At 30.7% G+C, this 24,472-nt stretch carries 25 protein-coding genes; 22 read left to right on the top strand and 3 right to left on the bottom strand.

Annotated features, from left to right (window positions below; genetic code table 11):
* The first annotated feature begins 26 nt into the window (after positions 1–26).
* The 21 genes from ITB9_RS10975 (at position 27) to ITB9_RS10875 (ending at position 20,575) form a co-directional block, all read left to right on the top strand.
* A complete protein-coding gene (locus ITB9_RS10975; RefSeq protein ID WP_054852256.1) occupies positions 27–1,505 on the top strand; it encodes a DUF5687 family protein in 1,479 nt (492 codons plus the stop codon).
* Between the two features lie 31 nt (positions 1,506–1,536).
* Positions 1,537–2,247, top strand: a complete 711-nt coding sequence (locus tag ITB9_RS10970; RefSeq protein WP_054852255.1) for an ABC transporter ATP-binding protein — start codon at positions 1,537–1,539, stop codon at positions 2,245–2,247.
* Between the two features lie 146 nt (positions 2,248–2,393).
* Positions 2,394–4,940: a hypothetical protein gene (locus ITB9_RS10965; RefSeq protein WP_261975625.1), complete on the top strand. Its 2,547-nt coding sequence runs from the start codon at positions 2,394–2,396 to the stop codon at positions 4,938–4,940.
* Positions 4,941–4,955: 15 nt separating this feature from the next.
* Complete coding sequence (locus ITB9_RS10960) at positions 4,956–5,342, top strand: polymer-forming cytoskeletal protein (protein ID WP_028288799.1); 387 nt, start codon at positions 4,956–4,958, stop codon at positions 5,340–5,342.
* Positions 5,302–5,550: an AtpZ/AtpI family protein gene (locus ITB9_RS10955; protein WP_054852254.1), complete on the top strand. Its 249-nt coding sequence runs from the start codon at positions 5,302–5,304 to the stop codon at positions 5,548–5,550. Before ITB9_RS10960 ends, ITB9_RS10955 begins: the two co-directional genes overlap by 41 nt.
* On the top strand, positions 5,547–5,921 hold the full coding sequence (locus tag ITB9_RS10950; protein ID WP_051419112.1) for a DUF6168 family protein: 375 nt from the start codon (positions 5,547–5,549) through the stop codon (positions 5,919–5,921). Before ITB9_RS10955 ends, ITB9_RS10950 begins: the two co-directional genes overlap by 4 nt.
* A gap of 133 nt (positions 5,922–6,054) precedes the next feature.
* Positions 6,055–7,167, top strand: coding sequence for a F0F1 ATP synthase subunit A (atpB, locus tag ITB9_RS10945; RefSeq protein WP_054852253.1), 1,113 nt, complete (start codon positions 6,055–6,057; stop codon positions 7,165–7,167).
* A 40-nt stretch (positions 7,168–7,207) separates the two neighbouring features.
* Positions 7,208–7,396, top strand: coding sequence for an ATP synthase F0 subunit C (gene atpE / locus ITB9_RS10940; protein WP_028288795.1), 189 nt, complete (start codon positions 7,208–7,210; stop codon positions 7,394–7,396).
* 93 nt (positions 7,397–7,489) lie between these two features.
* Entirely contained in the window at positions 7,490–7,990 is a 501-nt protein-coding gene (locus tag ITB9_RS10935) for a F0F1 ATP synthase subunit B (RefSeq protein WP_028606685.1), read from the top strand.
* A 7-nt stretch (positions 7,991–7,997) separates the two neighbouring features.
* A complete protein-coding gene (gene atpH / locus ITB9_RS10930) occupies positions 7,998–8,534 on the top strand; it encodes an ATP synthase F1 subunit delta (protein WP_054852252.1) in 537 nt (178 codons plus the stop codon).
* Positions 8,535–8,549: 15 nt separating this feature from the next.
* Entirely contained in the window at positions 8,550–10,016 is a 1,467-nt protein-coding gene (locus ITB9_RS10925) for a hypothetical protein (protein WP_054852251.1), read from the top strand.
* Positions 10,017–10,023: 7 nt separating this feature from the next.
* Positions 10,024–11,604 (top strand): F0F1 ATP synthase subunit alpha, encoded by a 1,581-nt coding sequence (gene atpA / locus ITB9_RS10920; protein WP_054852250.1) that lies wholly within the window; start codon positions 10,024–10,026, stop codon positions 11,602–11,604.
* A 123-nt stretch (positions 11,605–11,727) separates the two neighbouring features.
* A complete protein-coding gene (gene atpG / locus ITB9_RS10915; protein ID WP_054852249.1) occupies positions 11,728–12,588 on the top strand; it encodes an ATP synthase F1 subunit gamma in 861 nt (286 codons plus the stop codon).
* A 128-nt stretch (positions 12,589–12,716) separates the two neighbouring features.
* On the top strand, positions 12,717–13,175 hold the full coding sequence (locus ITB9_RS10910; RefSeq protein WP_054852248.1) for a hypothetical protein: 459 nt from the start codon (positions 12,717–12,719) through the stop codon (positions 13,173–13,175).
* 79 nt (positions 13,176–13,254) lie between these two features.
* Complete coding sequence (locus ITB9_RS10905) at positions 13,255–14,682, top strand: polysaccharide biosynthesis C-terminal domain-containing protein (RefSeq protein WP_054852247.1); 1,428 nt, start codon at positions 13,255–13,257, stop codon at positions 14,680–14,682.
* 40 nt (positions 14,683–14,722) lie between these two features.
* Positions 14,723–15,157, top strand: coding sequence for a dUTP diphosphatase (gene dut / locus ITB9_RS10900; protein WP_028288788.1), 435 nt, complete (start codon positions 14,723–14,725; stop codon positions 15,155–15,157).
* 6 nt (positions 15,158–15,163) lie between these two features.
* Positions 15,164–16,114 (top strand): tetratricopeptide repeat protein, encoded by a 951-nt coding sequence (locus tag ITB9_RS10895; RefSeq protein ID WP_054852246.1) that lies wholly within the window; start codon positions 15,164–15,166, stop codon positions 16,112–16,114.
* A 2-nt stretch (positions 16,115–16,116) separates the two neighbouring features.
* Entirely contained in the window at positions 16,117–17,136 is a 1,020-nt protein-coding gene (locus tag ITB9_RS10890) for a sugar phosphate nucleotidyltransferase (RefSeq protein ID WP_054852245.1), read from the top strand.
* Between the two features lie 59 nt (positions 17,137–17,195).
* Complete coding sequence (locus ITB9_RS10885) at positions 17,196–18,560, top strand: lipopolysaccharide assembly protein LapB (RefSeq protein ID WP_054852244.1); 1,365 nt, start codon at positions 17,196–17,198, stop codon at positions 18,558–18,560.
* Positions 18,560–19,339, top strand: a complete 780-nt coding sequence (locus ITB9_RS10880) for a DUF4292 domain-containing protein (protein WP_054852243.1) — start codon at positions 18,560–18,562, stop codon at positions 19,337–19,339. Before ITB9_RS10885 ends, ITB9_RS10880 begins: the two co-directional genes overlap by 1 nt.
* Positions 19,340–19,342: 3 nt before the next feature.
* The gene (locus ITB9_RS10875) at positions 19,343–20,575 is read left to right on the top strand and encodes a murein hydrolase activator EnvC (RefSeq protein ID WP_054852242.1); all 1,233 of its coding nucleotides are present in this window, start codon (positions 19,343–19,345) and stop codon (positions 20,573–20,575) included.
* 66 nt (positions 20,576–20,641) lie between these two features.
* Here the strand turns inward: ITB9_RS10875 and ITB9_RS10870 are convergent, their stop codons facing one another.
* Both ITB9_RS10870 and ITB9_RS10865 read right to left on the bottom strand, forming a co-directional pair.
* Complete coding sequence (locus ITB9_RS10870) at positions 20,642–21,151, bottom strand: acyl-CoA thioesterase (protein ID WP_028288783.1); 510 nt, start codon at positions 21,149–21,151, stop codon at positions 20,642–20,644.
* A 133-nt stretch (positions 21,152–21,284) separates the two neighbouring features.
* Complete coding sequence (locus tag ITB9_RS10865) at positions 21,285–22,235, bottom strand: SPOR domain-containing protein (RefSeq protein ID WP_054852241.1); 951 nt, start codon at positions 22,233–22,235, stop codon at positions 21,285–21,287.
* Between the two features lie 104 nt (positions 22,236–22,339).
* Between ITB9_RS10865 and dprA the strand changes: the two genes are divergently transcribed.
* The gene (gene dprA / locus ITB9_RS10860) at positions 22,340–23,443 is read left to right on the top strand and encodes a DNA-processing protein DprA (RefSeq protein ID WP_054852240.1); all 1,104 of its coding nucleotides are present in this window, start codon (positions 22,340–22,342) and stop codon (positions 23,441–23,443) included.
* 8 nt (positions 23,444–23,451) lie between these two features.
* Here the strand turns inward: dprA and trpS are convergent, their stop codons facing one another.
* Positions 23,452–24,420 carry a tryptophan--tRNA ligase gene (gene trpS, locus ITB9_RS10855; RefSeq protein ID WP_054852239.1) on the bottom strand — a complete coding sequence of 323 codons (969 nt, stop codon included), beginning with the start codon at positions 24,418–24,420 and terminating at the stop codon, positions 23,452–23,454.
* Positions 24,421–24,472 lie beyond the last annotated feature (52 nt).

Genomic DNA, 24,472 nt, shown 5'->3' with positions numbered 1-24,472 from the left:
ATTAAACCAAACTAAACCATCAGCATATGATTACTAAATTTTTAAGCCTAGAATGGAAATCTTTTATACGTTCTTCCAATTTTGGTAAAGGCTTAGCTATAAAAATATTAATGGGCTTTTTTGCAGTCTATTTTTTATTGGTGTTTTTATCTTTAGGCGTATTTATTTATCCAACACTTAAAAAAGCTTTTCCTGATAATGACCCTTTTGTAATGGTTAATACGCTGTTGTTTTTCTGGTTTTTAGGCGACCTAATGTTGCGTTTTTTCTTGCAAAAATTACCAGTAATGAGTGTAAAACCGTTACTAACCTTGCCAATAAAAAGAAGTCGTGTAGTCAACTACGTTTTAGGTAAGTCAGCGTTATCTTTTTTTAACTTTTTACCATTATTTGCTATTGTTCCGTTTAGTGTCGTTTTAATCACTAAAGATTATGAGGTCACTAAAGTTACAACATGGTTAGTGGCAATGGTAATATTAACGCTAATAAGCAATTTTTTAAATTTTATTATCGAAAGTTTTTCTGCTGAAACCGAGTTTTCATTCCTTCCAATCATCCTTTTTGCAGGAACTTTATTCGGTTTAAATCATTTTAATATTGTCAATTTTTCGCAATTATTGTCTTCTGCAATGTTGGCAGTAACTAATAATCCACTGTATTTACTAGTGCTATTGGTTATTTTAATTGGTCTATATCTTTTTAATCATAAAATATTAATTAAAAAACTATACTTAGACAATTCACTTAAAACCAAAATTAAAGAAGTGTCAACCTCAGATTTAGGATGGACAAAGCGTTTTGGTGAAGTAGCCCCTTTTATGCAGTTAGATTTAAAATTAATTTGGCGTAATAAAAGACCAAGATCTGCAGTGTTTATATTGGTAATTGGACTTTTGTATGGATTGTTTTTTTATCCACAACCCATGTATAGAGATATGCCAATCATGTATGGTTTTATTGGTGTATTTGTAACAGGTATATTTTTAATCAATTTTGGACAATTCATTCCAGCTTGGGATAGTGGGTATTATAAAATGTTAATGAGCCAAAACATAAAGTATGAGCAGTATTTAAAATCTAAATACACGTTAATGATGTTAAGTGTTATTATCATGTTTGTACTAAGTATACCTTATGTTTATTTTGGGTGGAAAATTTTAGTAGCCCATTTTGCTGCAGCTATTTATAACATAGGTGTCAATACTTATGTTATAATGCTAGGTGGATCTTTTAACCGTAAAAAAATAGATTTAAATCAACGTGCAGCCTTTAATTATCAAGGGACAGGAGCAGTACAATGGTTAATTGGTATTCCATTGTTACTAGTCCCATTAGCAATATTTGGCGCATTAACCTATTATGTAAATTTTTATTCCGGTGTTTCAGCATTAATCTTATTAGGTATTATTGGTATCGTTTTTCATCAAAAACTAATGCAATTAATAACCAAAAAGTATTTAAATTCTAAATACGAAATGATTAAAGCCTTTAACCAAGACAACTAGTCAATTCAACTAACTTAACAACAACTACATCATGATAATAACAACAAACCTTTCAAAAAAATATAGTGGAAACGAAGTCTTAAATATTTCTAATTTAGAAATACCAAAAGGGCAAAGTTTTGGGCTTGTAGGTAATAATGGAGCAGGTAAAACCACTTATTTTAGTTTACTTTTAGATTTAATAAAACCAACCACAGGAACAATTAAAAATAACGATGTTTTAGTTTGTCAAAGTGAAGATTGGAAACCCTTTACGTCGGCTTTTATAGACGAAAGCTTTTTAATAGGTTACTTAACACCTGAAGAATATTTTTATTTCATTGGCGATTTACGTGGTCAAAATAAGCAAGATGTAGATAATTTAGTATCACAATTTGAAGACTTTTTTCATGGCGAAATCTTAGGTCAAAAAAAATACCTTCGTGATTTAAGTAAAGGAAACCAGAAAAAAGCAGGTATTGTTGCAGCTCTTATAGGTAATCCTGAGGTTATTATCTTAGACGAACCCTTTGCAAATTTAGATCCAACAACACAAATTAGATTAAAAGAAATTATTAAAGATCTAGCCGAAAAGAAAGGAGTAACAGTTTTGGTTTCAAGTCATGATTTATTGCATGTTACAGATGTTTGTGAGCGTATTGTAGTGTTAGAAAAAGGACAAGTAATTAAAGATATTCAAACTAGCGAAGCAACTTTAAAAGAGTTAGAAGCGCATTTTGCAGGAACTGTTAGTCCTGTGTAATAGAGTTTAGATTTTACTATTAGTTCAAGTTTCAGTTCATTTTTTGGCAAAAAGTCAAAAAGATGCTTATTTTTACGCACCTGTCCGTAGTTATTAATAATAATTACGACGTAATTTAGTTATGTATTACATAAAATACAACCGCATTGAAAATAGCATTTAAAATCTGTATAATTTCTGGCTTAATCTTGGCAACCATTTCTAGTTGTTCAAGAAAAACAGATAGTTTTATAAACCGTAATTTTCATGCTGTTACTGCAGAGTATAACGCATTGTTTAATGGTTATGAAGCCTTAAATCAAGGTCAAGACAACTTAAACAATAATTATAATGACAACTATTGGGACATCTTACCAGTAGAGCGCATGCAAATTACTGAAGACATCGTAATGCCTGGACAATCTAAAAACCAGGATTTTACTAGAGCTGAAGAAAAAGCAGTAAAAGCAATTCAAAAACATGGGATGAATATTCAAGGTAAAGAGTATAACCCACAAATTGACGAAGCGTATCTACTTTTAGGTCAAGCCAGATATTTTGACCAACGTTTTATTCCAGCATTAGAAGCTTTTAATTATATCTTATACAAATATCCAGCATCAGATAAAATTAACACAGCTAAAGTTTGGAGAGAAAAAACCAACATGCGTTTAGAAAACGATGAATTGGCAATCAAAAACCTAAAGCGTTTAATTAAACAAGAAGAACCAAAGAAGCAGGAATTAGCAGACGCAACTTCAATTTTAGCACAAGCTTACATTAACACCAAAGCTTTGGATAGTGCTTTAACGCAAATTAAAATAGCAGCACAAGCCACTAAAAATAATGACGAAAAAGGACGCTTTAATTTTATTAAAGGACAATTATATAATATATTAAATCAAAAAGACAGTGCTAATTTGGCTTTTGATGAGGTTATAGATTTAAACCGTAAAACTCCGCGTCGTTATCTAATGGCTGCTCATGTAGAAAAGGCTAAAAACTTTGATTATGATTCAGGCGACAAACTTGCATTTTTAGAGCATTTGACTAAGCTTGAAAATAACAGAGAAAACCGTCCTTTTCTTGATAAGATTTATCATCAAATTGCAGAATATTATCTAAATACTCAATCCGACTCATTAGCTGTAGTCTATTACAATAAGTCATTAAGAGAAAAATCTAAAGACAAAATTTTAACAGCAAAAAATTATCAGACTTTAGGGGATTTTTATTTTGATCGTAACAATTATAAAACTGCAGGAGCATATTTTGATAGTACCATGACTAGTATGGTCGAAAACAGTAAACCCTTCAGAACTATTAAGCGTAAACGCGAAAATCTAGACGACGTTATTTATTATGAAGGTGTTGCTAATAATAATGACAGTATTCTTAGGTTGGTAAATATGTCTAAGGCAGATCGTCTTACCTTTTTTACAGACTATACCAATCAATTAAAATTAAAAGCAGAAAAAGAACAAGAAAAGCTAGAAGCAGAAGCGCGCAAACAAGGTTTGGCAACAACCAATGCATCAGTAAATGGTATTACAGGAAGTAGCAGTTTACCTGGAGTAGGCTCAAGTTTTTATTTTTACAATCCAAGTACTGTAGCTTATGGTAAAAATCAATTTACACGTGTTTGGGGAGAGCGTAAAAACGAAGACAATTGGAGATGGTCTTCAAATGTATCAGGAGGATTTTCAAATCAATCAGATGTTGCTTTAACTACAGATGAAGGTGAAGAGAGTCCATTGCTAAAACCAGAATATTATTTGGAGCAAATTCCTTCAGCTAAAAAAACTTTGGACAGTCTTAAAAAAGACCGAAACTATGCTTATTACCAATTAGGTTTAATTTATAAAGAAAAATTTAAAGAGTATAAGCTTTCTAAAAGCAAGTTTTTAAACTTACTATCAAGTAACCCAGAAGAAAAACTTGTTTTACCTTCAAAATATAATTTGTTTAAAATTTATGAAATTTTAGGTCAAAATGAAGACGCTTTAAGTACTAAAAACGAAATTATTGCTAGTTATCCTGATTCAAGATATGCTGAAATATTAAAAAATCCAGAATTAGCAGCAACCAGAGATCAAAGCAGTCCAGAAAGTTTGTATGAGGACACTTATAAATTATTGCAATATCAAGATTACCAACAAGTCATAGATAAAACCATAGAGTATATCAGGTTTTTTGATGGTGATCCTATGGTTTCAAAATTTGCGTTATTAAAAGCAACAGCAAACGGAAGATTAAATGGTTATCAGGCCTACATAGATGGGCTTAATGATGTGGCAGTAAATTATGCTAATACACCAGAAGCAATACAAGCAGAAGCTATTGTTGCTAGCTTAAAATCTGTAAGCGATAAAACCTTTAAACCAGATAATGTGTCGTCTAGTTTTAAAGTTGTTTTTCAGTTTAATCAAAATGAAGAACAAGCTATTGCTGATTTAAAAGAAATTTTAGACGAGATTGCTCCAAAAATTGAATACTATGATTTGGACACATCAGTAGATATATATAATCCAGAAACCACATTTTTAGTCATCCATGGATTAAAAAGTGTACAAGGAGCAAAAGGATTTGTTGAATTATTAAAAGAGGAAGATAAAAACAAGGTAAATAAACCTTACTTCGGCATTTCAACAGATAATTATAAAACCATTCTAATACACAAAAACTTAAACAAGTATCTAGCAATACAAAAATAATACCTCTCAAATACAATGAAAAATAAGCAACAAGAACAGTTTTCAATACAAAACATAATAGCAAAAGGAACAAAAATAGCTGGAGACTTTTTTAGTGAAGGAGATTTACGTGTTGATGGAACAGTAGAAGGTAATATTGAAACTACAGGAAAAGTTGTCATAGGAAAAGATGGCCTAATTAACGGTACACTTAAATGTAGTAATGCTTATTTTGAAGGTAAATTAGTAGGAAACCTTGAGCTAACCGAAACCTTAACATTAAAATCTACCGCACATATTGAAGGTGACGTAATTACACAAAAATTAGCTGTTGAACCTGGTGCAATTTTTAATGTGTCATGCGTTATGAAAACAACAGTAAATGATTTTAGTGGTGGATCAAAAAAACAAAAAACAGCTTAACCCTTTTATTAGATTTACAACTATGGCTATTCAAATGGGTGTCACCATTTGGTTAGGTAGTTTGTTAGGTGGCTGGTTAGATAAAAAGTTAGAAAATAATAATCAACTTTATTTTAAAATAGTCACACTACTAGCTGTGTTTTTAGCCATGTATTCTGTAATAAAACAAGTTATTAAAATTACCAATCAACAAAATTCAAAAAAATGAATAAACGTATTGTGTTTGTTATATCGTTAATGCTTGTTGTATTAGCAATTTCTTTTGGAATACATAAATATGTCACAAACGACCAGGTATTACCATATTCTTTAAATAAATTATATCTTTTTCATGGTATAGCAGCATTAATTGTATATTCAAGTATTGAAGGCATATATAGTGTTATGCCAAATCAATTAGGATATGCCTATCTAACAATGATGTTAATTAAAATAGGAATGTTTATTTTAATCTTCAAAGCAACCGTTTTTTCGGCTACAAATCTGACACTCGAGCATCGATTAGGACTTGTAATCCCCTTTTTTTTATTTCTAATTATTGAAACAGCTTGTATAGCTAAATTACTAAAAAGCGAATAAGTCTTTGTAATAAAGGATTATAGCGTAATTTTATTAGTAAATAAATTCGTATTAAAAAAAGCGTTTCCTTTTTAAATTATTACTTACATTTGCACAAAATTTACAGACAATAAATTTATTAGTTACAAAAAGTATGATGTTGGCAAAAAAATATTTCAATTTTATAGCAATATTAGTTCTGACTTTATTTTCTTTTTCTGCTTATGGAGAAGAAACTAAACAAGAGCCAGGAAATACAGTGAATACTGCTCAAGAAATCAAAGAGTATATTAAACATCACTTAAAAGACTCTCACGATTTTCATTTTTATACAAATAATGAAACAGGTGAACATAGGAGTTTTCCATTACCTGTTATTGTTTGGACTAAAGATGGTTTAAAAACATTTATGTCTTCTGCATTTCACCATGATGATAACGGTCAAGTTATTGTTGAAAAAGGTAATGCACGTTTAGTAAAACTTCACAGTAAGATATATCAATTAGATCAAGGTGCAACCACTGTTGCATTTGATGATGATCACCACCCAACAAATGCACACAAAGTATTAGATTTTTCTATTACTAAATCTGTGTTTGGAATGTTACTTACAGGGTTGTTAATGTTGTTAGGTTTTAGTGCCTTAGCAAGAGGTTATGAAAAAGGACATACAGTGCCAAAAGGTGTTGGTCGTATTTTAGAGCCTTTAGTAATCTACGTAAGAGACGATATTGCTAAGCCAAATATTGGTGAGAAAAAGTACCGTAAGTTTATGGGCTTTTTATTAACTGTGTTTTTCTTTATCTGGATATTAAACTTGTTAGGTTTAACACCATTAGGATTTAACGTAACAGGACAAATTGCAGTAACAGCTTGTTTAGCAATTTTTACAGCAGTAATATATTTATTTAGCGGAAGTAAAGACTTTTGGAAGCACACATTATGGATGCCTGGTGTGCCAATGATTTTACGTCCAATATTAGCAGTGATAGAGTTAGTTGGTTTTGTATTAATTAAACCATTCTCTTTATTAGTACGTTTATTTGCAAACATGACTGCAGGACACTTTGTTGTTATGAGTTTAATTGCTTTAATGATTACAATGAAAGAATCTTTTGGAGCAGTAACATCAACAGGTATGTCATTAGTGTTAGCATTATTTATTTCGGTTATCGAAATTTTAGTAGCCTTTTTACAAGCGTTTATTTTCACGATGTTATCATCGTTATTTATAGGTATGGCAGTTGAAGAACATGACCATCATTAATAAGAATTTGTTTAATTAATATTTATAAAACCAAATTAGTATGTACAATTTAATTGGAGCAGGATTAATCGTAATCGGAGGAGGAATCGGATTAGGTCAAATTGGAGGAAAAGCAATGGAATCTATTGCTCGTCAACCAGAAGCAGCAGGAAAAATCCAAACTGCGATGATCATCATCGGAGCCTTATTAGAAGGTTTAGCATTCGGTGCATTAATCTTAGGAGCATAATCCTAAAACAAAAAGAAACAGCTTTCTGCAACGGTTGGTTGCAGAAACTGTTTTAAATTAAACAAAAAACAAAATTTAAGTAATCTATATTTCATGGAAACTTTATTAAATGACTTTTCAGTAGGCTTGTTTTTTATGCAAGGTATTATCTTAATAATATTAATATTATTAATGAGAAAATTTGCATGGAAGCCTATCTTAGACGCTTTACAAACACGTGAAGACGGTATACAAAATGCATTAGATTCAGCTGAAAACGCTAAGTTAGAAATGCAAAATCTTCAAGCAGATAACGAAAAATTATTAAAAGAAGCACGTGCAGAACGTGAAGCTATGCTTAAAGAAGGTAGAGAGTTAAAAAATAAAATGATTGATGACGCTAAAGCGGAAGCTCAAGCTCAAGCAAACACTATGATTGCTCAAGCACAAGCTGCTATTGAAAGTGAGAAAAAATCAGCTATGGCTGATTTAAAAAACCACGTAGCAGGTTTGTCTATTGAGATTGCAGAAAAAGTAGTACGTCAAGAATTAGCTAATAAAGACAAACAATTAGAATTAGTTGAGTCTATGTTAGGTGATGCTAAATTAAACTAGTCAAATCATGGCAGGAGAAAGAGCAGCAATACGTTACGCAAAAGCAGTTTTAAGCTTAGCTACAGATCAAAATACAGCAGATGTTGTAAATAATGATATGCAGTTAATAAATAATACTGTTGCGCAAAGTAAAGATTTAAAAGATATGCTTTACAGTCCTGTAATTGGTTCAAGTGTAAAAAAATCTGCGTTATTAGAAATCTTTAAAGAGATTAACCCAGTAACTGTTAATTTAATAGATACTTTGGTTGCTAATAAACGTACAGATTTATTACCTCAAGTTGCTTCAAAATTCATTACTTTGTTAGAAGCACAAAAAGGTAATCAAATTGCAACCGTTACAACAGCTGTTCCATTAACTGATGCTTTAGAAACTAAAGTTTTGGCTAAAGTTAAGGAGCTAACTGGTAAAGAAGCAGCAATAAAAAATATTGTAGATGAAAGCATTTTAGGTGGTTTCATATTACGTGTTGGAGATACGCAATATAACGCAAGTATCGCTAACCAATTAAGCAAGTTAAAAAGAGAATTTACAGTAAACTAAAAGAGAATCTTATACATGAAAAAAAATATTCTTTTACTATCAATAGCATTGTTTGTTGTAAATGTTTTGGTTGCACAAAAAGTGAAAGTTAAGAAAGAGGTTGTTTTGATAGATAAACAAGAGTCTATTAAAATTACCAAAGATAAAACAAATGAAGATTTTTATTACGCTTTAGAGACACTTGAAGGTGAAACGGTTTTACTAGTTAACTATGAAACGAAAAAAATCTCAGAAACAAAATCTTTCACTTGGTTATCAATGAAACAGCCAAATAAGGATAGAATTAATGAAATTGATTTTACAGCTGTTTCTTTCTCATTAAATTCAAAAAAGCTAATTACTGAATTCTTGTTTAAAGAATTAGATTTCTTCAATGAAAAAGGTTTTAACTATGATAAAATAGATGCTTTTTTTCTGGAAAAAAGGGAAAGAGAATCTGCAGCAGAAACTCAAGAATTAGAAAAACAACAACTTGATTTAGAAGCTAATTTTTTAGAGGTTTCTCCAGAAGTATTAGGAAATATGTTAATTGTCTCTAATACTAAAATTGATCCAGATACAGGAGAAAGAGCTATTATTGGTAAAGTTAATAGAGTTTCAACTAAAGAATCTGGTAAAGTTTATACCTACACCAATTTAACAGGTAAAGTTATTGCGGTAGTAAATGAGAAACTTAGAAGAATAGAAGGTAATAATACTTTTTATCCTTTAAATATGTCTTTTTCATCACATTCCGAAGGCTTAGTAAAAGATGCTAATACCTACTTGAAAAAAATATATTTGCTTGATGAGTATTTTTATTATGCTTTTTTGACTAAACAAGAAATTGAAACAGTTGTAGAGCAGATTAAAGAAAATCAAAAAGAAGAATTTGAAACCGCTAAGGAAAACTCTGAAAACTTATACAAATTACCTGGATACGTTATAGATAGTAAAGGTGAAAAAGTAGAAGGAGAGATTTCTATTGTTTTTGAAAAAATAGACGTAAAAGACCCAAATCAGTGGGGTAATGTTGTTGATTTAGATGAAGCAAATATTGGTAAGCTTGTTTCAATTAACTACATAAATGCTAAGGGTAAAAACCGTACATCTTCTTACCGATCTAAAAAGAAAGTTAAGTTTTGTGTAGATGATAATAACATTGAAAGATGTTTTGTGGGTGTTGGTTCAAAAGGTAAAGGTCTAGAATTAGCAGCAGGTGCAGTATCTTCTTTAAGCTTTGATACTTCTCAATTTTATGAGGTTTATAAAATAATTGGAGATATCACAATATATAAAGATGTTGTAGATAATTTATACTTAATTAAAATACCATCAGAAAAAAAGGCATTACAGTTTAATACCTCTAATTCTGAAAAAAATATTGAAAACTTGAAGAAATATATTGGAGCATGCTTTAAAGAAGAATTTGTTTCATTAAATTATTCAGATATAAACGACATTGTTAAATTAGCAGAGATTTATAATAGCTGTTCAAAATAAATAAAAAATGGCAGAAGTAAAACCAGCTGAAGTATCAGCAATCTTAAAACAACAACTTTCAGGTTTTGAAGCAAGCGCTTCATTAGACGAAGTTGGAACAGTATTAACAGTAGGTGATGGTATCGTACGTGCTTACGGACTTTCAAATGCAGAGTATGGTGAGTTAGTAGAGCTTGAAGGTGGTGCAGAAGGAATCGTACTTAACCTTGAAGAAGATAACGTAGGTATCGTACTTTTAGGAACAGCAAGAGGTGTTAGAGAAGGGTCTACAGTAAAACGTACTAACCGTATCGCATCTGTTAAAGTTGGAGAAGGTATTGTTGGTCGTGTTGTAGATACACTTGGTAATCCTATTGATGGAAAAGGTCCTATTTCAGGAACTACTTATGAGATGCCTTTAGAGCGTAAAGCACCTGGAGTTATCTATAGAGAGCCAGTAACTGAACCATTACAAACAGGAATTAAAGCAATTGATGCTATGATACCAGTTGGTAGAGGTCAACGTGAGTTAGTAATTGGTGACAGACAAACAGGTAAAACTGCAGTTTGTATTGATGCGATCTTGAATCAAAAAGAATTTTACGATGCAGGTGAGCCTGTATACTGTATATATGTTGCTGTAGGTCAAAAAGCCTCAACAGTAGCTTTAATTGCTAAAACTTTAGAAGAAAAAGGAGCTTTAGCATATACTACAATAGTAGCTGCAAATGCATCAGATCCTGCTGCAATGCAAGTGTATGCACCAATGACAGGAGCATCTATTGGAGAATATTTTAGAGATACTGGTAGACCAGCTTTAATTGTTTTTGATGATTTATCAAAGCAAGCAGTTGCTTACCGTGAAGTATCTTTATTATTAAGACGTCCACCAGGACGTGAGGCATATCCTGGAGATGTATTTTACTTACACTCAAGATTATTAGAGCGTTCTGCAAAAATTATCAACGATGATAGTATTGCTAAAGAAATGAATGACTTACCAGAGTCATTAAAACCAATCGTAAAAGGTGGTGGATCTTTAACAGCATTACCAATTATTGAAACTCAAGCAGGAGACGTTTCAGCTTATATCCCAACAAACGTAATTTCTATTACAGATGGGCAAATTTTCTTAGATGGAGATTTATTTAACTCTGGTGTTCGTCCAGCAATTAACGTAGGTATTTCTGTATCTCGTGTTGGAGGAAATGCACAGATTAAATCAATGAAAAAAGTATCTGGTACTTTAAAATTAGACCAAGCACAATATCGTGAGCTTGAAGCTTTCGCTAAGTTTGGTTCAGATTTAGATGCGGTTACTTTAAATGTAATTGAAAAAGGTAAACGTAACGTAGAGATCTTAAAGCAAGGTCAAAACGATCCATTTACAGTTGAGGATCAAGTAGCAATTATATATGCTGGATCTAAAAACCTATTAAAAGACGTACCAGTTAATAAAATTAAAGAATTTGAAAGAGACTATCTTGAATTTTTAAACGCTAAGCACAGAGGTGTTTTAGATACTTTAAAAGCAGGTAAATTAACTGATGAAGTTACAGACACTTTAATTACTGTTTGTAAAGAATTATCAGCTAAATATAGAGCATAATATTATAGATTTAGAGTTGTAGTATAAGCTACAACTCTAAATTTAAATTTTAAACTAATGTCACTCTGGATGACTTTCTGCTTTAAGCAGAAAAATATCAAAGAGTCTTTATAAAAATAAAGAATGGCTAATCTTAAAGAAATACGTAATAGAATATCTTCAGTATCGTCAACGATGCAGATTACTAGTGCCATGAAAATGGTTTCTGCTGCTAAATTGAAGAAAGCTCAAGATGCTATTACTGCAATGCGTCCTTATGCAGATAAGTTAACTGAACTTTTACAAAGTTTAAGTGCAACTTTAAACGAAGATGCAGGAAGTAAATTTGCAGAACAACGTGAGGTTAATAATGTATTAATTGTATCTATAACTTCAAACAGAGGATTATGTGGAGCTTTTAATTCAAACATTATTAAACAAACACAACACTTGATTTCTAATGTTTATACAGGAAAACAAGTCTCTGTGTTAGCAATAGGAAAAAAGTCTAATGATGCATTTTCAAAAACAGGTCTTGTAATTGACAATCAAAGTCAAATATTTGATAATCTAACTTTTGATAATGTTGCTGAAATAGCACAGATGCTAATGGATAAATTTAGTGCAGGCGAATTTGATAAAATCGAAATCGTTTACAATAAGTTTAAAAATGCAGCGACACAAATTGTAATGACAGAGCAGTTTTTGCCAATTGTACCTGTTGAAACAGAAGAAGAAGCTAATTCAGATTATATTTTTGAACCTTCAAAAATTGAAATTGTTGAGCAATTAATTCCTAAATCTTTAAAAACTCAATTATATAAGGGTATTAGAGATAGTTTTGCAAGTGAGCATGGAGCACGTATGACTGCAATGCATAAAGCAACAGACAATGCAACTGAGTTAAGAGATCAACTTAAATTGACTTATAACAAAGCACGTCAAGCAGCAATTACAAACGAAATCCTTGAGATTGTTGGTGGAGCAGAAGCTTTAAATAACTAAAACAAATGTATACTTAGGTTAATACTTAGTATACATTCAATAAATATTTAAAAAACCTTATTCAATTTGAATAAGGTTTTTTTATGGAATACATTTTGATTAATTACCTTTATACAAACATTACTATTATGAAGTTTATAAAATTTTTCAGTTTATCAATACTATCGGGTTTATTTTTTATGCAATGTTCTACAGCTCAGAAACTAGAACAAAATGTTGCCTTTAAAACAGATAAGGCATACTATCAAAAATGGGTAGCAGGTGTTAAAGGTGGAGGTTCTGGCATTAATGTTTTTATACCTGTTAGCACACAGTTTAAGTTAGATAGTTTATACTTTAGAGGACAGAAAGTAGCTTTACAGACTAAGCCTAATAGTCCAAACCTTTATATTGGTCGTATTTTAACAGAAGCTAATCAAAAAGAGACATTAGAAAAAAACACAAATGATTCAACTTTTGAATTAAAGCAAAATGAAGCAGTAGTAAGCTATTTAGATAACGGAACAATTAAGTACCTGAAAATTGATTCAGTTCCAGAAAAAAAAATGGAACATTTTCCTAGTGCACCACCAAAACAAGGTAAATAAGTGACTAATTTTAGTCATTCATTTAGTTTCGATATTTAAATAAGTCAACCTATATTTTCAATCAAATTTTAATAAACTCTTGAGCGTTTTAAAAAAGTTTTTCAAAGACACTATAATTTATGGTTTAGCAACTGTATTACCTCGTCTTATGAATTTTGTTTTAGTACCTCTTCACACAGGTAACTTAAAAACCACAAGCTTTTCTGATAATACTACATTTTATATTTACGCCTCATTTTTTAATGTGCTACTTACCTATGGAATGGAAACGGCTTTCTTTAGATTTTTTACAAAATCTAAAGAAAAGGACAAGATATTTTCTACTACGTTTATCAGTTTAATTGTTACTACTTTTTTGTTTTTAATAGCTATGTTGCTTTATAGTCAACAACTATCTAGCATGTTTGGTATCTCTCAAAAATATTTTAATTTATTAATTGGTGTCATCGTTTTGGACACATTAGTAGTTGCACCTTTTGCGTATTTACGTGCTACAGGACGACCAATTAAATTTGCAGCAATAAAAATTAGCAACATATTAATTTATGTGTTACTTAATTATTTTTTCCTTTGGTTTATTCCTAAATTTAACCTGTCTTTTTCTTGGTATGATACTTCAGATTTAGTTCAATATATTTTTATTGCAAATCTGGCTGCAAGTGCAATGACATTAATATTGTTACTACCTTATTTTTTTAAAACCAAACTTCAGTTTAGTAAGCCCATTTTTAAACAATTAATTAATTACGGTTGGCCAATTATGGTTGCTGGTTTAGCCTATGTTGTTAATGAGAATTTTGATAAATGGATTATTCCTAATTTATTAAACAAAGATATTAATGGTGCTTATAGTGGTTGTTATAAAATAGCCATGTTTATGACTATTTTTATTCAAGCCTTTAGGTTAGGAGCAGAGCCTTTTTTCTTTTCTCATGCAAAAGAAAAAAATGCAAAACAAACCTATGCTTTAATAATGAAGTATTTTGTAATAGCTGGTAGCTTAATGCTTGTCTTTATAATTGCTTATTTAGATGTTTTTAAAGCCTTGTTGGTTACAGATTCTAGTTATTGGCAAGCCATACAAATCGTACCAATAGTATTATTAGCTAATTTATGTTTAGGCATTTATTTTAACCTTGCTATTTGGTATAAACTTACAGACAAAACTAGATACGGTATGTACTTGTCCATTGTTGGCGCAATTGTTACAATTGGTCTAAATATTACTTTAATACCAAAGTTTGGTTTTATAGCTGCAGCTTGGACAACTTTAGCAGCTTACGGAATCATGATGACATTATCTTATTTATTAGGACAAAAACATTATCCAGTACCTTACAATTTAAAACAAATCTTAGGCTACTTATTTATAGCTATAGTATTATCTATTGCAGCTTTAAGTACAGAAGCCAACTATTATATTAATACTATTTTAGTTTTATTATTTTTGGGATTAATAGTTCTTTTTGAAAAGAAAGAAATAAAACATTTATTAAAAAGAAATTAAATTAATCTGTAACTCAGGTTAAAATGAAGCAAGTTTATACATGAAAATTAAAATTATAAATAAATCTAGTCACGCATTGCCACATTATGAAACGTCAGCATCAGCTGGACTTGATTTAAGAGCTAATATAACAAATCCTATAGTACTTCAGCCTTTAGAGCGTACAATCGTTAAAACAGGCTTATTTATAGAGTTACCGATAGGTTTTGAAGCTCAAGTTAGACCAAGAAGTGGTTTGGCTGCAAAAAAAGGAATTACAGTATTAAATGCACCTGGTACTGTTGATGCAGATTATAGAGGCGAAATAGGTGTCATTCTTGTTAACTTATCTAACCAAGAGTTTACAATTGAAAATGGCGAGCGTATAGCACAATTAGTAATTGCTAAGCATGAGCGTGCAGAATGGATAGAGGTAGAAACATTATCTGAAACCTCTAGAGGAGAAGGAGGATTTGGTAGTACAGGAACTAAATAAAAAACCATGAAATCAATCATCACAGTAATTACTCTGTTATTAATTAGTAATACAGCTTTATTAGCCCAAGACAATTCAGAAAAAATTGTTGATGTCGCTTATGATGCATGTGATTGTATTGGTAAAATTGAAACAAATTTAAGTAAAGTTCAAAAAAGCGAAGAGATTAAAGCTTGCATAACCTCTGCAAATATGGCTTGGCAAATTAACAAGTCTATGGTTGCTGTTTCGGATAAAGTCAATGAGTCTTTAACTAAAACAGACACTTTAACTGTTGCTTCAGACAAACTAAATATTGTAATATCTGATGCAGATTATCAAGAAATAGAAACCTATCTTGTAGATACTTGTGGTGATATGGAAACCATTTATTTTACAGAAGATGAAGCTTTAGAAAACTCATATTCAAATAAAGAAAAAGCTACAGAATACTACAATAAAGGTTTAATCGCTTATGATAATCAAGAGTTTAAAAAAGCACTTTCATTTTATAAAAAAGCAATAAAAGAAGATAAAAATTTTGCATTTGCTTGGGACAATTTGGGACGTACTTATAAAGAGTTAGGTGATTATAAAGAATCAATTAAGTGTTATAAAAAATCACTAAAAATAGATCCAAAAGGAGGAATGCCTTTAATGAATATTGCAGTTACTTATGGTTATCTAGAACAATTTGATAAAGCTAAGAAAGCATACAGGCAATATGGCAAAGTTTTTAAAAATGACCCAGAAACTTATTATGGTTTAGGACGTATTTATGCTTTGGATAACGATTTTGAAAATGCTTTAGATAATATGATGCAAGCTTACGTGTTATATATTGAAATGCAATCACCTTATAAAAACGATGCCGAAAAATTTATTGCAATATTGTATCAAGAGCTAGAAAATCAAGGTAAACAAGACGTATTCAATACAATAGCAAAAAAATATAATATTCAAATTACAGACAATTAAATATGAAAATAATAGTACCTATGGCAGGACGAGGTTCTCGTTTAAGACCACACAGTTTAACAGTACCAAAACCATTAATTCCTGTAGCAGGACAACCTATTGTCCATAGATTAGTAAAAGATATAGCAAAAGTATTAGACCAACCAATTACAGAAGTTGCTTTTGTATTAGGTGATCCAGCTTGGTTTGGTGATGATGTTGTTGCTAGTTTGAAAGATTTAGCAACCAGTTTGGGTGCCAAAGCATCTATATACAGACAAGATAAACCCTTGGGTACAGGACATGCAATCATGTGTGCTAAAGAGAGTCTATCTGGACCAGCAGTTATTGCTTATGCAGATACTTTAATACGTGCAGATTTTAATCTAGATCCAGAGGCAGATGCTGTTATTTGGGTAAAACAAGTAGAACAGCCGGAAGCCTATGGTGTGGTTAAATTAAACGATAATAAAGAGATTGTTGAGCTTGTTGAAAAACCAGAACAATTTGTTAGTGATTTAGCAGTTATTGGTATATACTATTTTAAAGAAGTTAGCCAACTAAAAGACCAACTTCAAACCGTTTTAGATAATAATATTATTAATGGTGGAGAATACCAAATTAACGATGGTATTAAAGGGATGATGGCAGACGGTAAAGTTTTTAAAACTGGTGAAGTAAGCGAGTGGATGGACTGCGGAAACAAAAACATTACACTTCAAACTAACCAACGCATGCTAGGCTTTTTAACAGCAGATGGAGAAGAGCAATTAGTAGCATCTACCGTAAAAAATGAAAACTCAACAATTATAGAGCCTTGTTATATTGGTGAAAACGTGGTGCTAAAAAACACGACCATTGGACCTTACGTTTCAGTTGGAAATAATTGTGTTATAGAAAATTCAACAGTTAAAAATAGCTTAATACAAAATCATACGTCTATAAAAAATGCTAATTTAGACGAAGCAATGATTGGTAACCATGTCAAGTATGATGGTAAATTCACCAAAATTAGTATAGGTGATTATTCGGTTTTAGAATAGTTTACCCTTTTTTTGTTATAAATATAAATCAGTTAGTGTTTAGCGCAGCATTCAAAAACATGAAAAAACAGTTTTACATAGTACTTATTACCTTCAGTTTGTTTTTAGTACCAAAGGTTAATTTTGCACAAGTGGATTTTGACGCTAAACCTAATGATGATTTAGGTGATGTTTCTGATGCTTTTCAAGAGCATTTTTTTGAAGCTCTAAAACAAAAAGGGATAGAAAATTACCAACGTGCAGTGGACAACCTCTTAAAATGTATTGCTTTGGACGATAGTGATGCTATTTTATATTTTGAATTAGGTAAAAACTACAATAGTTTAAAAAACTTTGGTGCAGCAGAAGATGCATTAAAAAAAGCAGTTGCTAAAGTACCAGATAACGAATGGTTTTTAGATGAATTGTATAGCACATACATTCAGCAAAAAGAATACAAAAAAGCCATAAAAACGGTTAAGCAATTGGTTAAATATCATCCAGATTATAAGGAGGATTTAGCCAACATCTATATGCAAACAGGCGATTTTAAAGAAGCGCTTAAAATTTTAGACGAGCTAGATGACGAGCTAGGTATCAACAAAGAGCGAGACATTTTACGCAATAGAATTTACAACGCAACAGGACGTAAAAAAGACCAAATTGCAAACTTAGAAGATCGTGTAGATAAAAACCCAGAATCAGAAGACACCTACCTACGTTTAATTTATCGTTACAGTGAAAGTGGTGACCTTAAAAAAGCATTTGAAACTGCTAAAAAATTACTTGAAGTAAACCCAAAGTCAGAGCTTGTACATTTGGCTTTATATAAATTTTATTTAGAAGAAGGTAGTAATGATAAAGCTATTGCGTCTATGAAAGTGGCTTTACAAAGTTCTAAAATTAACCCAGAATCTAAAATAAAAGTATTGGCAGATTTTGTCAAATTTGTTAGTAAAAATCAACAGTATGAGCAGGATTTGGTAGAGGTCACCTCTATGTTAACTAAAATTGAATCTTCTGGTAAAACCTTAGTAGAGTTAGCACAATATTATTTGCTTAAAGGCGAAAAACAAAAAGCACTAAATTTTTATGAAGAAGCTTTACAAAAAGAAGAGGAAAATTTTGGTATTTTACGAAACATAATCTTATTACATATAGACTTAAAACAATTTGATTTAGCCGAAGCACGAAGTAATGAAGGTTTAGAAGTTTTTCCTGCACAACCTGTATTATATTTAGCAAATGGTGTTGCGTTAAACTATTTAAATCGTCCAAAAGAGGCTATAAATAGTCTAGAAACAGGATTAGATTATATTATAGATGACACTAAAATGGAAATTGATTTTTATAATCAATTAGCTAAAGCATACACAATAACTAACAATTTATCTAAAGCTAAGGCGTTTACAGATAAAGCTAAAAAATTAGAAGATACCAATTAATGAAATTTAAAACACACATAGCAGTAACTGTATTACTTTTAATAATAATAGCTTCTGGATGCAAGGGATCCAAAACATTAGTGTCTGATGGCCAAGTTGATTCTGGTTTAAAAGTTAAACAACTTATTAAAAACAGTATAAATGCTAATATAGATTTTACCACTTTAATTGCTAGACTTAAAATAGGAACAGCTCAAAAAGGTAGCTCTCAAAACTATACCGTTAGTCTTAAAATAGAAAAAGATAAGCAAATACTAATTACATCCACTCCTGTATCAATAGTTAGAGCGTTAATAACACCAACTAGAGTCGCTTTTTATAATAAATGGGATAACACTTATTTTGATGGTGATTTTGACTATTTAAGTAATCTTTTAGGGACTGATTTAGATTTTGATAAAGTTCAAAACATGTTATTGGGTCAATCGTTATTTAATTTAAACGACGACAAGTATCAATTATCTGCAAACGATAAATCTTATATTTTAGAACCTAAAAAACAACGTGATTTATTCGAGTTGTTTTTGTTTGTAAATCCTAGTCATTTTAAAATGGATTCTCAAGAAATATCTCAACCTAAAAACAAACGTATTTTACATATTGATTATTTAACTTATCAAGAAGTAGATAATAAAACAATACCAGAACAGACTAAAATTTTGGCTGTTGAGGACGAAGACGAATTAGAGATTAATCTAGAATTAAAATCTGTTAAATTAAACGAAAACATTCGTTTTCCGTTTAAAATTCCATCTGGTTTTACAAAAATTGAATTGTAATATATGAAGCTTCGTTTACTACTTTTAAGTATTACATTTTTAGTATTGATGGGCAATACTTCCGCTTTAGCGCAAAAAAATAAAATAGACCAATTAGAAGCTCAGCGTTTAGAGATTAAAAATCAGATTAAACAAATTAATAATTTGTTGTTTAAAAATCAATCTAAACATAAAAGTCAAACCTCTTTAATAGAGGATTTAAATTATAAATTAAATGTTAGACGTAACTTAATTAAAGTAACCAATCAACAAGCTAATTTAATAACTAGGTCTATTAATACTAATCAAAAAAAGATTTCTAATCTTAGAGAAGAATTAGCCATTTTAAAAGATAATTACGCTAAAACTATACGTAATACCTACAAAAATAAAAGTAGTCAAAGTCGCGTCATGTTTTTATTGTCCTCTAATGACTTTAGACAAGCTTATAAGCGTTTACAGTACATGAATCAGTACTCTAAATACCAAAAGCAACAAGGAGAGAATATTAAAGTAAAAGCAGCTAAACTGCAAAGTTTAAATTTAGAATTAAGTAAGCAAAAAGCAGATAAAGACAAACTTATTGCAGAAAATAGAGAAGTACAAAAAGCTTTAGAGGTAGATATGAAACAACATGAGCAAATCATGGCATCTATTAAAAAAGACCTTAAAAAATATACTGCTCAGGTTAAACAAAAGCAGAAAGAAGCTAAAGCAATTGATCGAGAGATTGATAGAATAATCAAGGAAGCTATTGCTAATTCTAATAAAAAAGCTGGTAAAACTAATACCAAAGCTAACTCGTCAACCACATTTGCCTTAACACCCGAAGCTAAACTATTAGCAGCAGATTTTTTGAGTAATAAAGGAAAACTAATCTGGCCAGTCGAAAAAGGTTTGGTTAAGGTAAAGTATGGTATACAACGTCATCCAACAGATGCCTCATTATCTATAAACAGTAGAGGTGTGCGTATTGCTACCGAAGAGAATGCTATTGTAAGAACCGTTTTTAAAGGAGAAGTTTTAAAAATTATTGTTCAAAAACGTGGTAATCCAACAGTTTTAATAAAGCATGGTAATTATATTACAGCTTACCACAACCTTAAAAAGATTTATGTAAAAACTGGAGATAAGGTGGCTACTAAACAACAGATTGGTGAAGTGTTTACTGATGGTACTGGTGAAACCCTTTTATGGTTTAGTTTGTATAAAAACAATAGCTCAATCAATCCAGCCGAGTGGATTTATAAAATGTAAAATTTATAATTTTATAAAAAAGAAATAAAAATTAAAAACCCACTGCTTATACAGTGGGTTTTTATATTATTCAAATAATGCTTTTAGTTCAGTAGCATCATTAGGTTTCATTTTTCCTGCTAATACTAAACTTAATTGTTTTCGTCTTAAAGCTGCGTCAAATCTAGATTTTTCTAAATCAGATTCTGGCACTAATTCTGGTACAGTAACAGGTGTTCCTGTTTCGTCTACTGCAACAAACGTATAAATAGCTTCATTAGCTTTAGATCTGCTTCCAGACTCTCTGTCTTCTACCCAAACATCAATATAAATTTCCATTGAGGTTTTAAATGCTCTTGAAACTTTTGCTTCAACAGTAACAACACTTCCTAAAGGAACTGCTTTATTAAAAGCAACATGATTTACAGATGCTGTTACAACAATACGTCTAGAGTGACGTCGTGCACTAATACTTGCAGCACGATCCATTCTAGCTAGCAATTCGCCACCAAAAAGGTTGTTTAATGGATTAGTTTCACTAGGTAAAACCAAATCTGTTAATATGGTTCTAGAGTCTTCTGCTGTTCTTGAGTTCATGGTTTTTTTCTTTTCAAGCGCAAAGGTAAGCTGATTTAAATATTTTGAGAGTAGATTTTACAATTTATTAAGAATAAAAAAACCTTAAAGCGTTATCTACTTTAAGGTTTTTATAATCTATTTAGTACTTAGTTTAGTCTATAGCTTTAATAAGCAACCAAGCGTCTTTATTTTGTTCTGCTCTAATGGTGTTTAAAGCTTCAAATGCGTCTTCTCTTGACGTATAACTTGCATAAGCTACTTGGTGTAAACCATGTCTGTTTTTACCAATTTTACGCGCTTTAAATCCTTCGTCTTGTAATTGAGCTACTTTTTTGTCAGAGTTTTTTTCTTCTCTAAAAGCACCAGCAACAATGTGATATTGTCCAGATTGCTTGTTAACTTGTAAAGTTATAGCAGGTAAAGGGTTGTTTATTACAAAGGTTGCTTCTTGGATTTGGCTATCTAATTTTGTGTTAGCTTCTTCTTGCGCTATTTGATTATGTTGGTTTACAGTGTTAAGGTAGTTATTAAAACCTAAACCAGATATTCCTAAAGCAATAACAGCTACAGCAGCATATTTTAAATACGGTTTGCTATTGCGTTCTTCTATAGTTTCAGTTATAGGAATAACTTTTTCAATAGCTTCCTCTGTAATAACCTCTTCTTTAGGTTGTATAACGTCTCTTGTGATAGCTGGTGATACAAATTGAGATAATCCAAAAGCATCAGTCAAATAATTGATGTGATAAGATGGACTAAATTCTATTTTACCTTCTTGGTTGTAAACAAGGTCACCAATATTTTCAAAATTTAAAGTTTTACCTTCAGACAAATAAGATCTTAAAGACTTAACATGTTTTGATAAATTTTGTAATGCAGTTTCAAAAGATATTTTTTCTACATCAGCTATATATCTAGCAAGTAACCCATCATTAGTTTGGATTTGCTCGTTAAAAGCTAAACTTTTTGTAGGTGCATAAAATGCATTAGTACTATCGTGTACTTGTGCAGATTGACGTTGTGTTAAAAAAGAACCAAATTCTGGTACTGTAACACAATCATATCTGTATAATAAATCGCTTATATATTGTTCTAATTGCATAAAACAAAGTTAGAATTTTTTGAAAACCAATAAAATTTAGGGCTAATTATTTATTAACAGATTTAAATTTCTTTTCTTGTAGTTTCAAAATCAGTATAATAAAAATGAACGAAGACCATTTAAAATACACTTTAGCTTTACAACATGTCTCAAAAATAGGTGATACAACTGCAAAAAAGTTAATTAAACATTGTGGAAGTGCTGAAGCGGTTTTTAAAGAGAAAAAAGAAAACCTATTAAAAATTGATGGTATTGGTCAAATTATTTTAAACGAATTATTTCTAACCAATCACCTTGATGCTGCTGAAGATGAGTTGAGATTTATTAAAGATGAAAACATAAAATACCATCATTTTACTGATGACACTTATCCTCAAAATTTAAAACATTGTATTGATAGTCCAATTTTACTATTTGAAAGCGGAAACATAAATTTAAACAATAAACATATTATAAGTATTGTAGGAGCTAGAAAAATAACGACTTCAGGTATTGCTTTTTGTGAGAAATTAGTCGAAGAATTAGCTATTTACAAACCAATTATAGTTTCTGGTTTTGCTTATGGTACAGATATTACTGCACACAAAGCAGCAGTAAAAAACAACTTACAAACTATTGGTTGTTTAGCACATGGATTAAATCAAATTTATCCAAAGGTCCATAAAAAATATGTTGCTGAGGTTGAAAATAATGGAGGTTTTTTCTCAGATTTTTGGAGCAGTGATAGTTTTGATCGTAATAATTTTTTAAAACGTAACCGTATAATTGCAGGCATAAGCCAAGCCACTATTGTTATTGAGTCTGCCGAAAAAGGTGGTAGTCTGGTTACAGCAGATATTGCAAATTCATATAACAGAGATGTTTTTGCTGTTCCTGGTCGAGTTACAGATAGTCAAAGTGTTGGTTGCAATAATTTAATAAAACAACAAAAAGCACATTTACTATCTACACCATTAGATGTACCTTATATTTTAAATTGGCAATTAGAGGATTTGAAAAAACCAGTAGTACAAAAGCAATTATTTGTGCAGCTTGATGATAACGAAAAAACAATTTATAACTTTTTGAAGCAAAATGACAAGCAATTATTAGACAGTATTGCTATAAATTGCAATATGCCAACTTATAAACTAGCTGGCATATTGCTTAATATGGAATTAAAAGGAGTGGTTAGACCTCTACCTGGAAAATTGTTTGAGGTTATTTAGATATTATATTAATATCCAACTTTAGCTCTAACTCTTGCTAATACCTCATTAGCAACTTTTTTAGCTTTTTCGGCACCTTTTTCTAAAGCTGCATCAACTTCATCAAGGTTAGCCATGTAATGGTTATAGCGTTCACGTTCGGTTTCAAAAGTAGCTAGGATTAATTCAAAAAGCGCTTGTTTAGCATGACCATAACCGTAATTACCGTTTTCGTAATTAGCTTTCATTGTAGCTAGTTGCTCATCATTAGCCAATAATTTATATAAAGCAAAACAGTTACATGTAGACCAATCTTTTGGTTCTTCAAGAGGTGTACTATCTGTAGCAATAGACATAATTTGTTTACGTAATTTTTTTTCTGGTAAAAAAATATTGATCGTATTACCCTTGCTTTTACTCATTTTTGCACCATCAGTTCCAGGAATTAGCATATTGCTTTCTTGAATTTTACCTTGTGGTATAACAAAAGTTTCGCCTAATTTGGCATGAAATCTAGAAGCCACATCACGTGTCATTTCAATATGTTGTAATTGGTCTTTTCCAACAGGTATAATATCTGCGTCGTACAATAAAATATCTGCAGCCATTAACATTGGATAAGTAAATAATCCAGCATTAACATCCTCCAAACGGTCTGCTTTATCTTTAAAACTGTGAGCTAACGTTAAACGTTGATACGGAAAAAAACAGCTTAAATACCATGATAACTCTGTACATTGTGGTATATCAGATTGTCTATAAAACACGGTTTTTTCAATATCTAAACCTAATGCAAGCCACGTTGCTGCTGTAGAGTAGGTGTTGTTTTTAAGTGTCTCAGCATCTTTGATTTGAGTCAAAGAATGCATGTCTGCAATAAATAAAAACGATTCGTTTTTGTCATCATTAGATAACGCAATTGCAGGACGTAATGCTCCCATAATGTTTCCAAAATGTGGTGTTCCTGTACTTTGTATTCCTGTAAGTATTCTTGACATAATAATAAATCTGTTGTAAAAGCAAAGGTAATTTTTTTAGTAGAATACCTCA

Source organism: Olleya sp. ITB9, assembly GCF_001315805.1.
Classification (GTDB): Bacteria; Bacteroidota; Bacteroidia; order Flavobacteriales; family Flavobacteriaceae; genus Olleya; species Olleya sediminilitoris.
Note: the sequence above shows the minus strand (reverse complement) of the source record. Positions and strands in the feature narration are given on the sequence as shown.

Excerpts from the sequence above, each read along its gene's own strand:
- ITB9_RS10975 (WP_054852256.1), top strand. The coding sequence starts at position 27 with ATGATTACTAAATTTTTAAGCCTAGAATGGAAATCTTTTATACGTTCT.
- ITB9_RS10970 (WP_054852255.1), top strand. The coding sequence starts at position 1,537 with ATGATAATAACAACAAACCTTTCAAAAAAATATAGTGGAAACGAAGTC.
- ITB9_RS10960 (WP_028288799.1), top strand. The coding sequence starts at position 4,956 with ATGAAAAATAAGCAACAAGAACAGTTTTCAATACAAAACATAATAGCA.
- ITB9_RS10955 (WP_054852254.1), top strand. The coding sequence starts at position 5,302 with ATGATTTTAGTGGTGGATCAAAAAAACAAAAAACAGCTTAACCCTTTT.
- ITB9_RS10950 (WP_051419112.1), top strand. The coding sequence starts at position 5,547 with ATGAATAAACGTATTGTGTTTGTTATATCGTTAATGCTTGTTGTATTA.
- atpB (WP_054852253.1), top strand. The coding sequence starts at position 6,055 with ATGATGTTGGCAAAAAAATATTTCAATTTTATAGCAATATTAGTTCTG.
- atpE (WP_028288795.1), top strand. The coding sequence starts at position 7,208 with ATGTACAATTTAATTGGAGCAGGATTAATCGTAATCGGAGGAGGAATC.
- ITB9_RS10935 (WP_028606685.1), top strand. The coding sequence starts at position 7,490 with ATGGAAACTTTATTAAATGACTTTTCAGTAGGCTTGTTTTTTATGCAA.
- atpH (WP_054852252.1), top strand. The coding sequence starts at position 7,998 with ATGGCAGGAGAAAGAGCAGCAATACGTTACGCAAAAGCAGTTTTAAGC.
- ITB9_RS10925 (WP_054852251.1), top strand. The coding sequence starts at position 8,550 with ATGAAAAAAAATATTCTTTTACTATCAATAGCATTGTTTGTTGTAAAT.
- atpA (WP_054852250.1), top strand. The coding sequence starts at position 10,024 with ATGGCAGAAGTAAAACCAGCTGAAGTATCAGCAATCTTAAAACAACAA.
- atpG (WP_054852249.1), top strand. The coding sequence starts at position 11,728 with ATGGCTAATCTTAAAGAAATACGTAATAGAATATCTTCAGTATCGTCA.
- ITB9_RS10910 (WP_054852248.1), top strand. The coding sequence starts at position 12,717 with ATGAAGTTTATAAAATTTTTCAGTTTATCAATACTATCGGGTTTATTT.
- dut (WP_028288788.1), top strand. The coding sequence starts at position 14,723 with ATGAAAATTAAAATTATAAATAAATCTAGTCACGCATTGCCACATTAT.
- ITB9_RS10895 (WP_054852246.1), top strand. The coding sequence starts at position 15,164 with ATGAAATCAATCATCACAGTAATTACTCTGTTATTAATTAGTAATACA.
- ITB9_RS10890 (WP_054852245.1), top strand. The coding sequence starts at position 16,117 with ATGAAAATAATAGTACCTATGGCAGGACGAGGTTCTCGTTTAAGACCA.
- ITB9_RS10885 (WP_054852244.1), top strand. The coding sequence starts at position 17,196 with ATGAAAAAACAGTTTTACATAGTACTTATTACCTTCAGTTTGTTTTTA.
- ITB9_RS10880 (WP_054852243.1), top strand. The coding sequence starts at position 18,560 with ATGAAATTTAAAACACACATAGCAGTAACTGTATTACTTTTAATAATA.
- ITB9_RS10875 (WP_054852242.1), top strand. The coding sequence starts at position 19,343 with ATGAAGCTTCGTTTACTACTTTTAAGTATTACATTTTTAGTATTGATG.
- ITB9_RS10870 (WP_028288783.1), bottom strand. The coding sequence starts at position 21,151 with ATGAACTCAAGAACAGCAGAAGACTCTAGAACCATATTAACAGATTTG.
- ITB9_RS10865 (WP_054852241.1), bottom strand. The coding sequence starts at position 22,235 with ATGCAATTAGAACAATATATAAGCGATTTATTATACAGATATGATTGT.
- dprA (WP_054852240.1), top strand. The coding sequence starts at position 22,340 with ATGAACGAAGACCATTTAAAATACACTTTAGCTTTACAACATGTCTCA.
- trpS (WP_054852239.1), bottom strand. The coding sequence starts at position 24,420 with ATGTCAAGAATACTTACAGGAATACAAAGTACAGGAACACCACATTTT.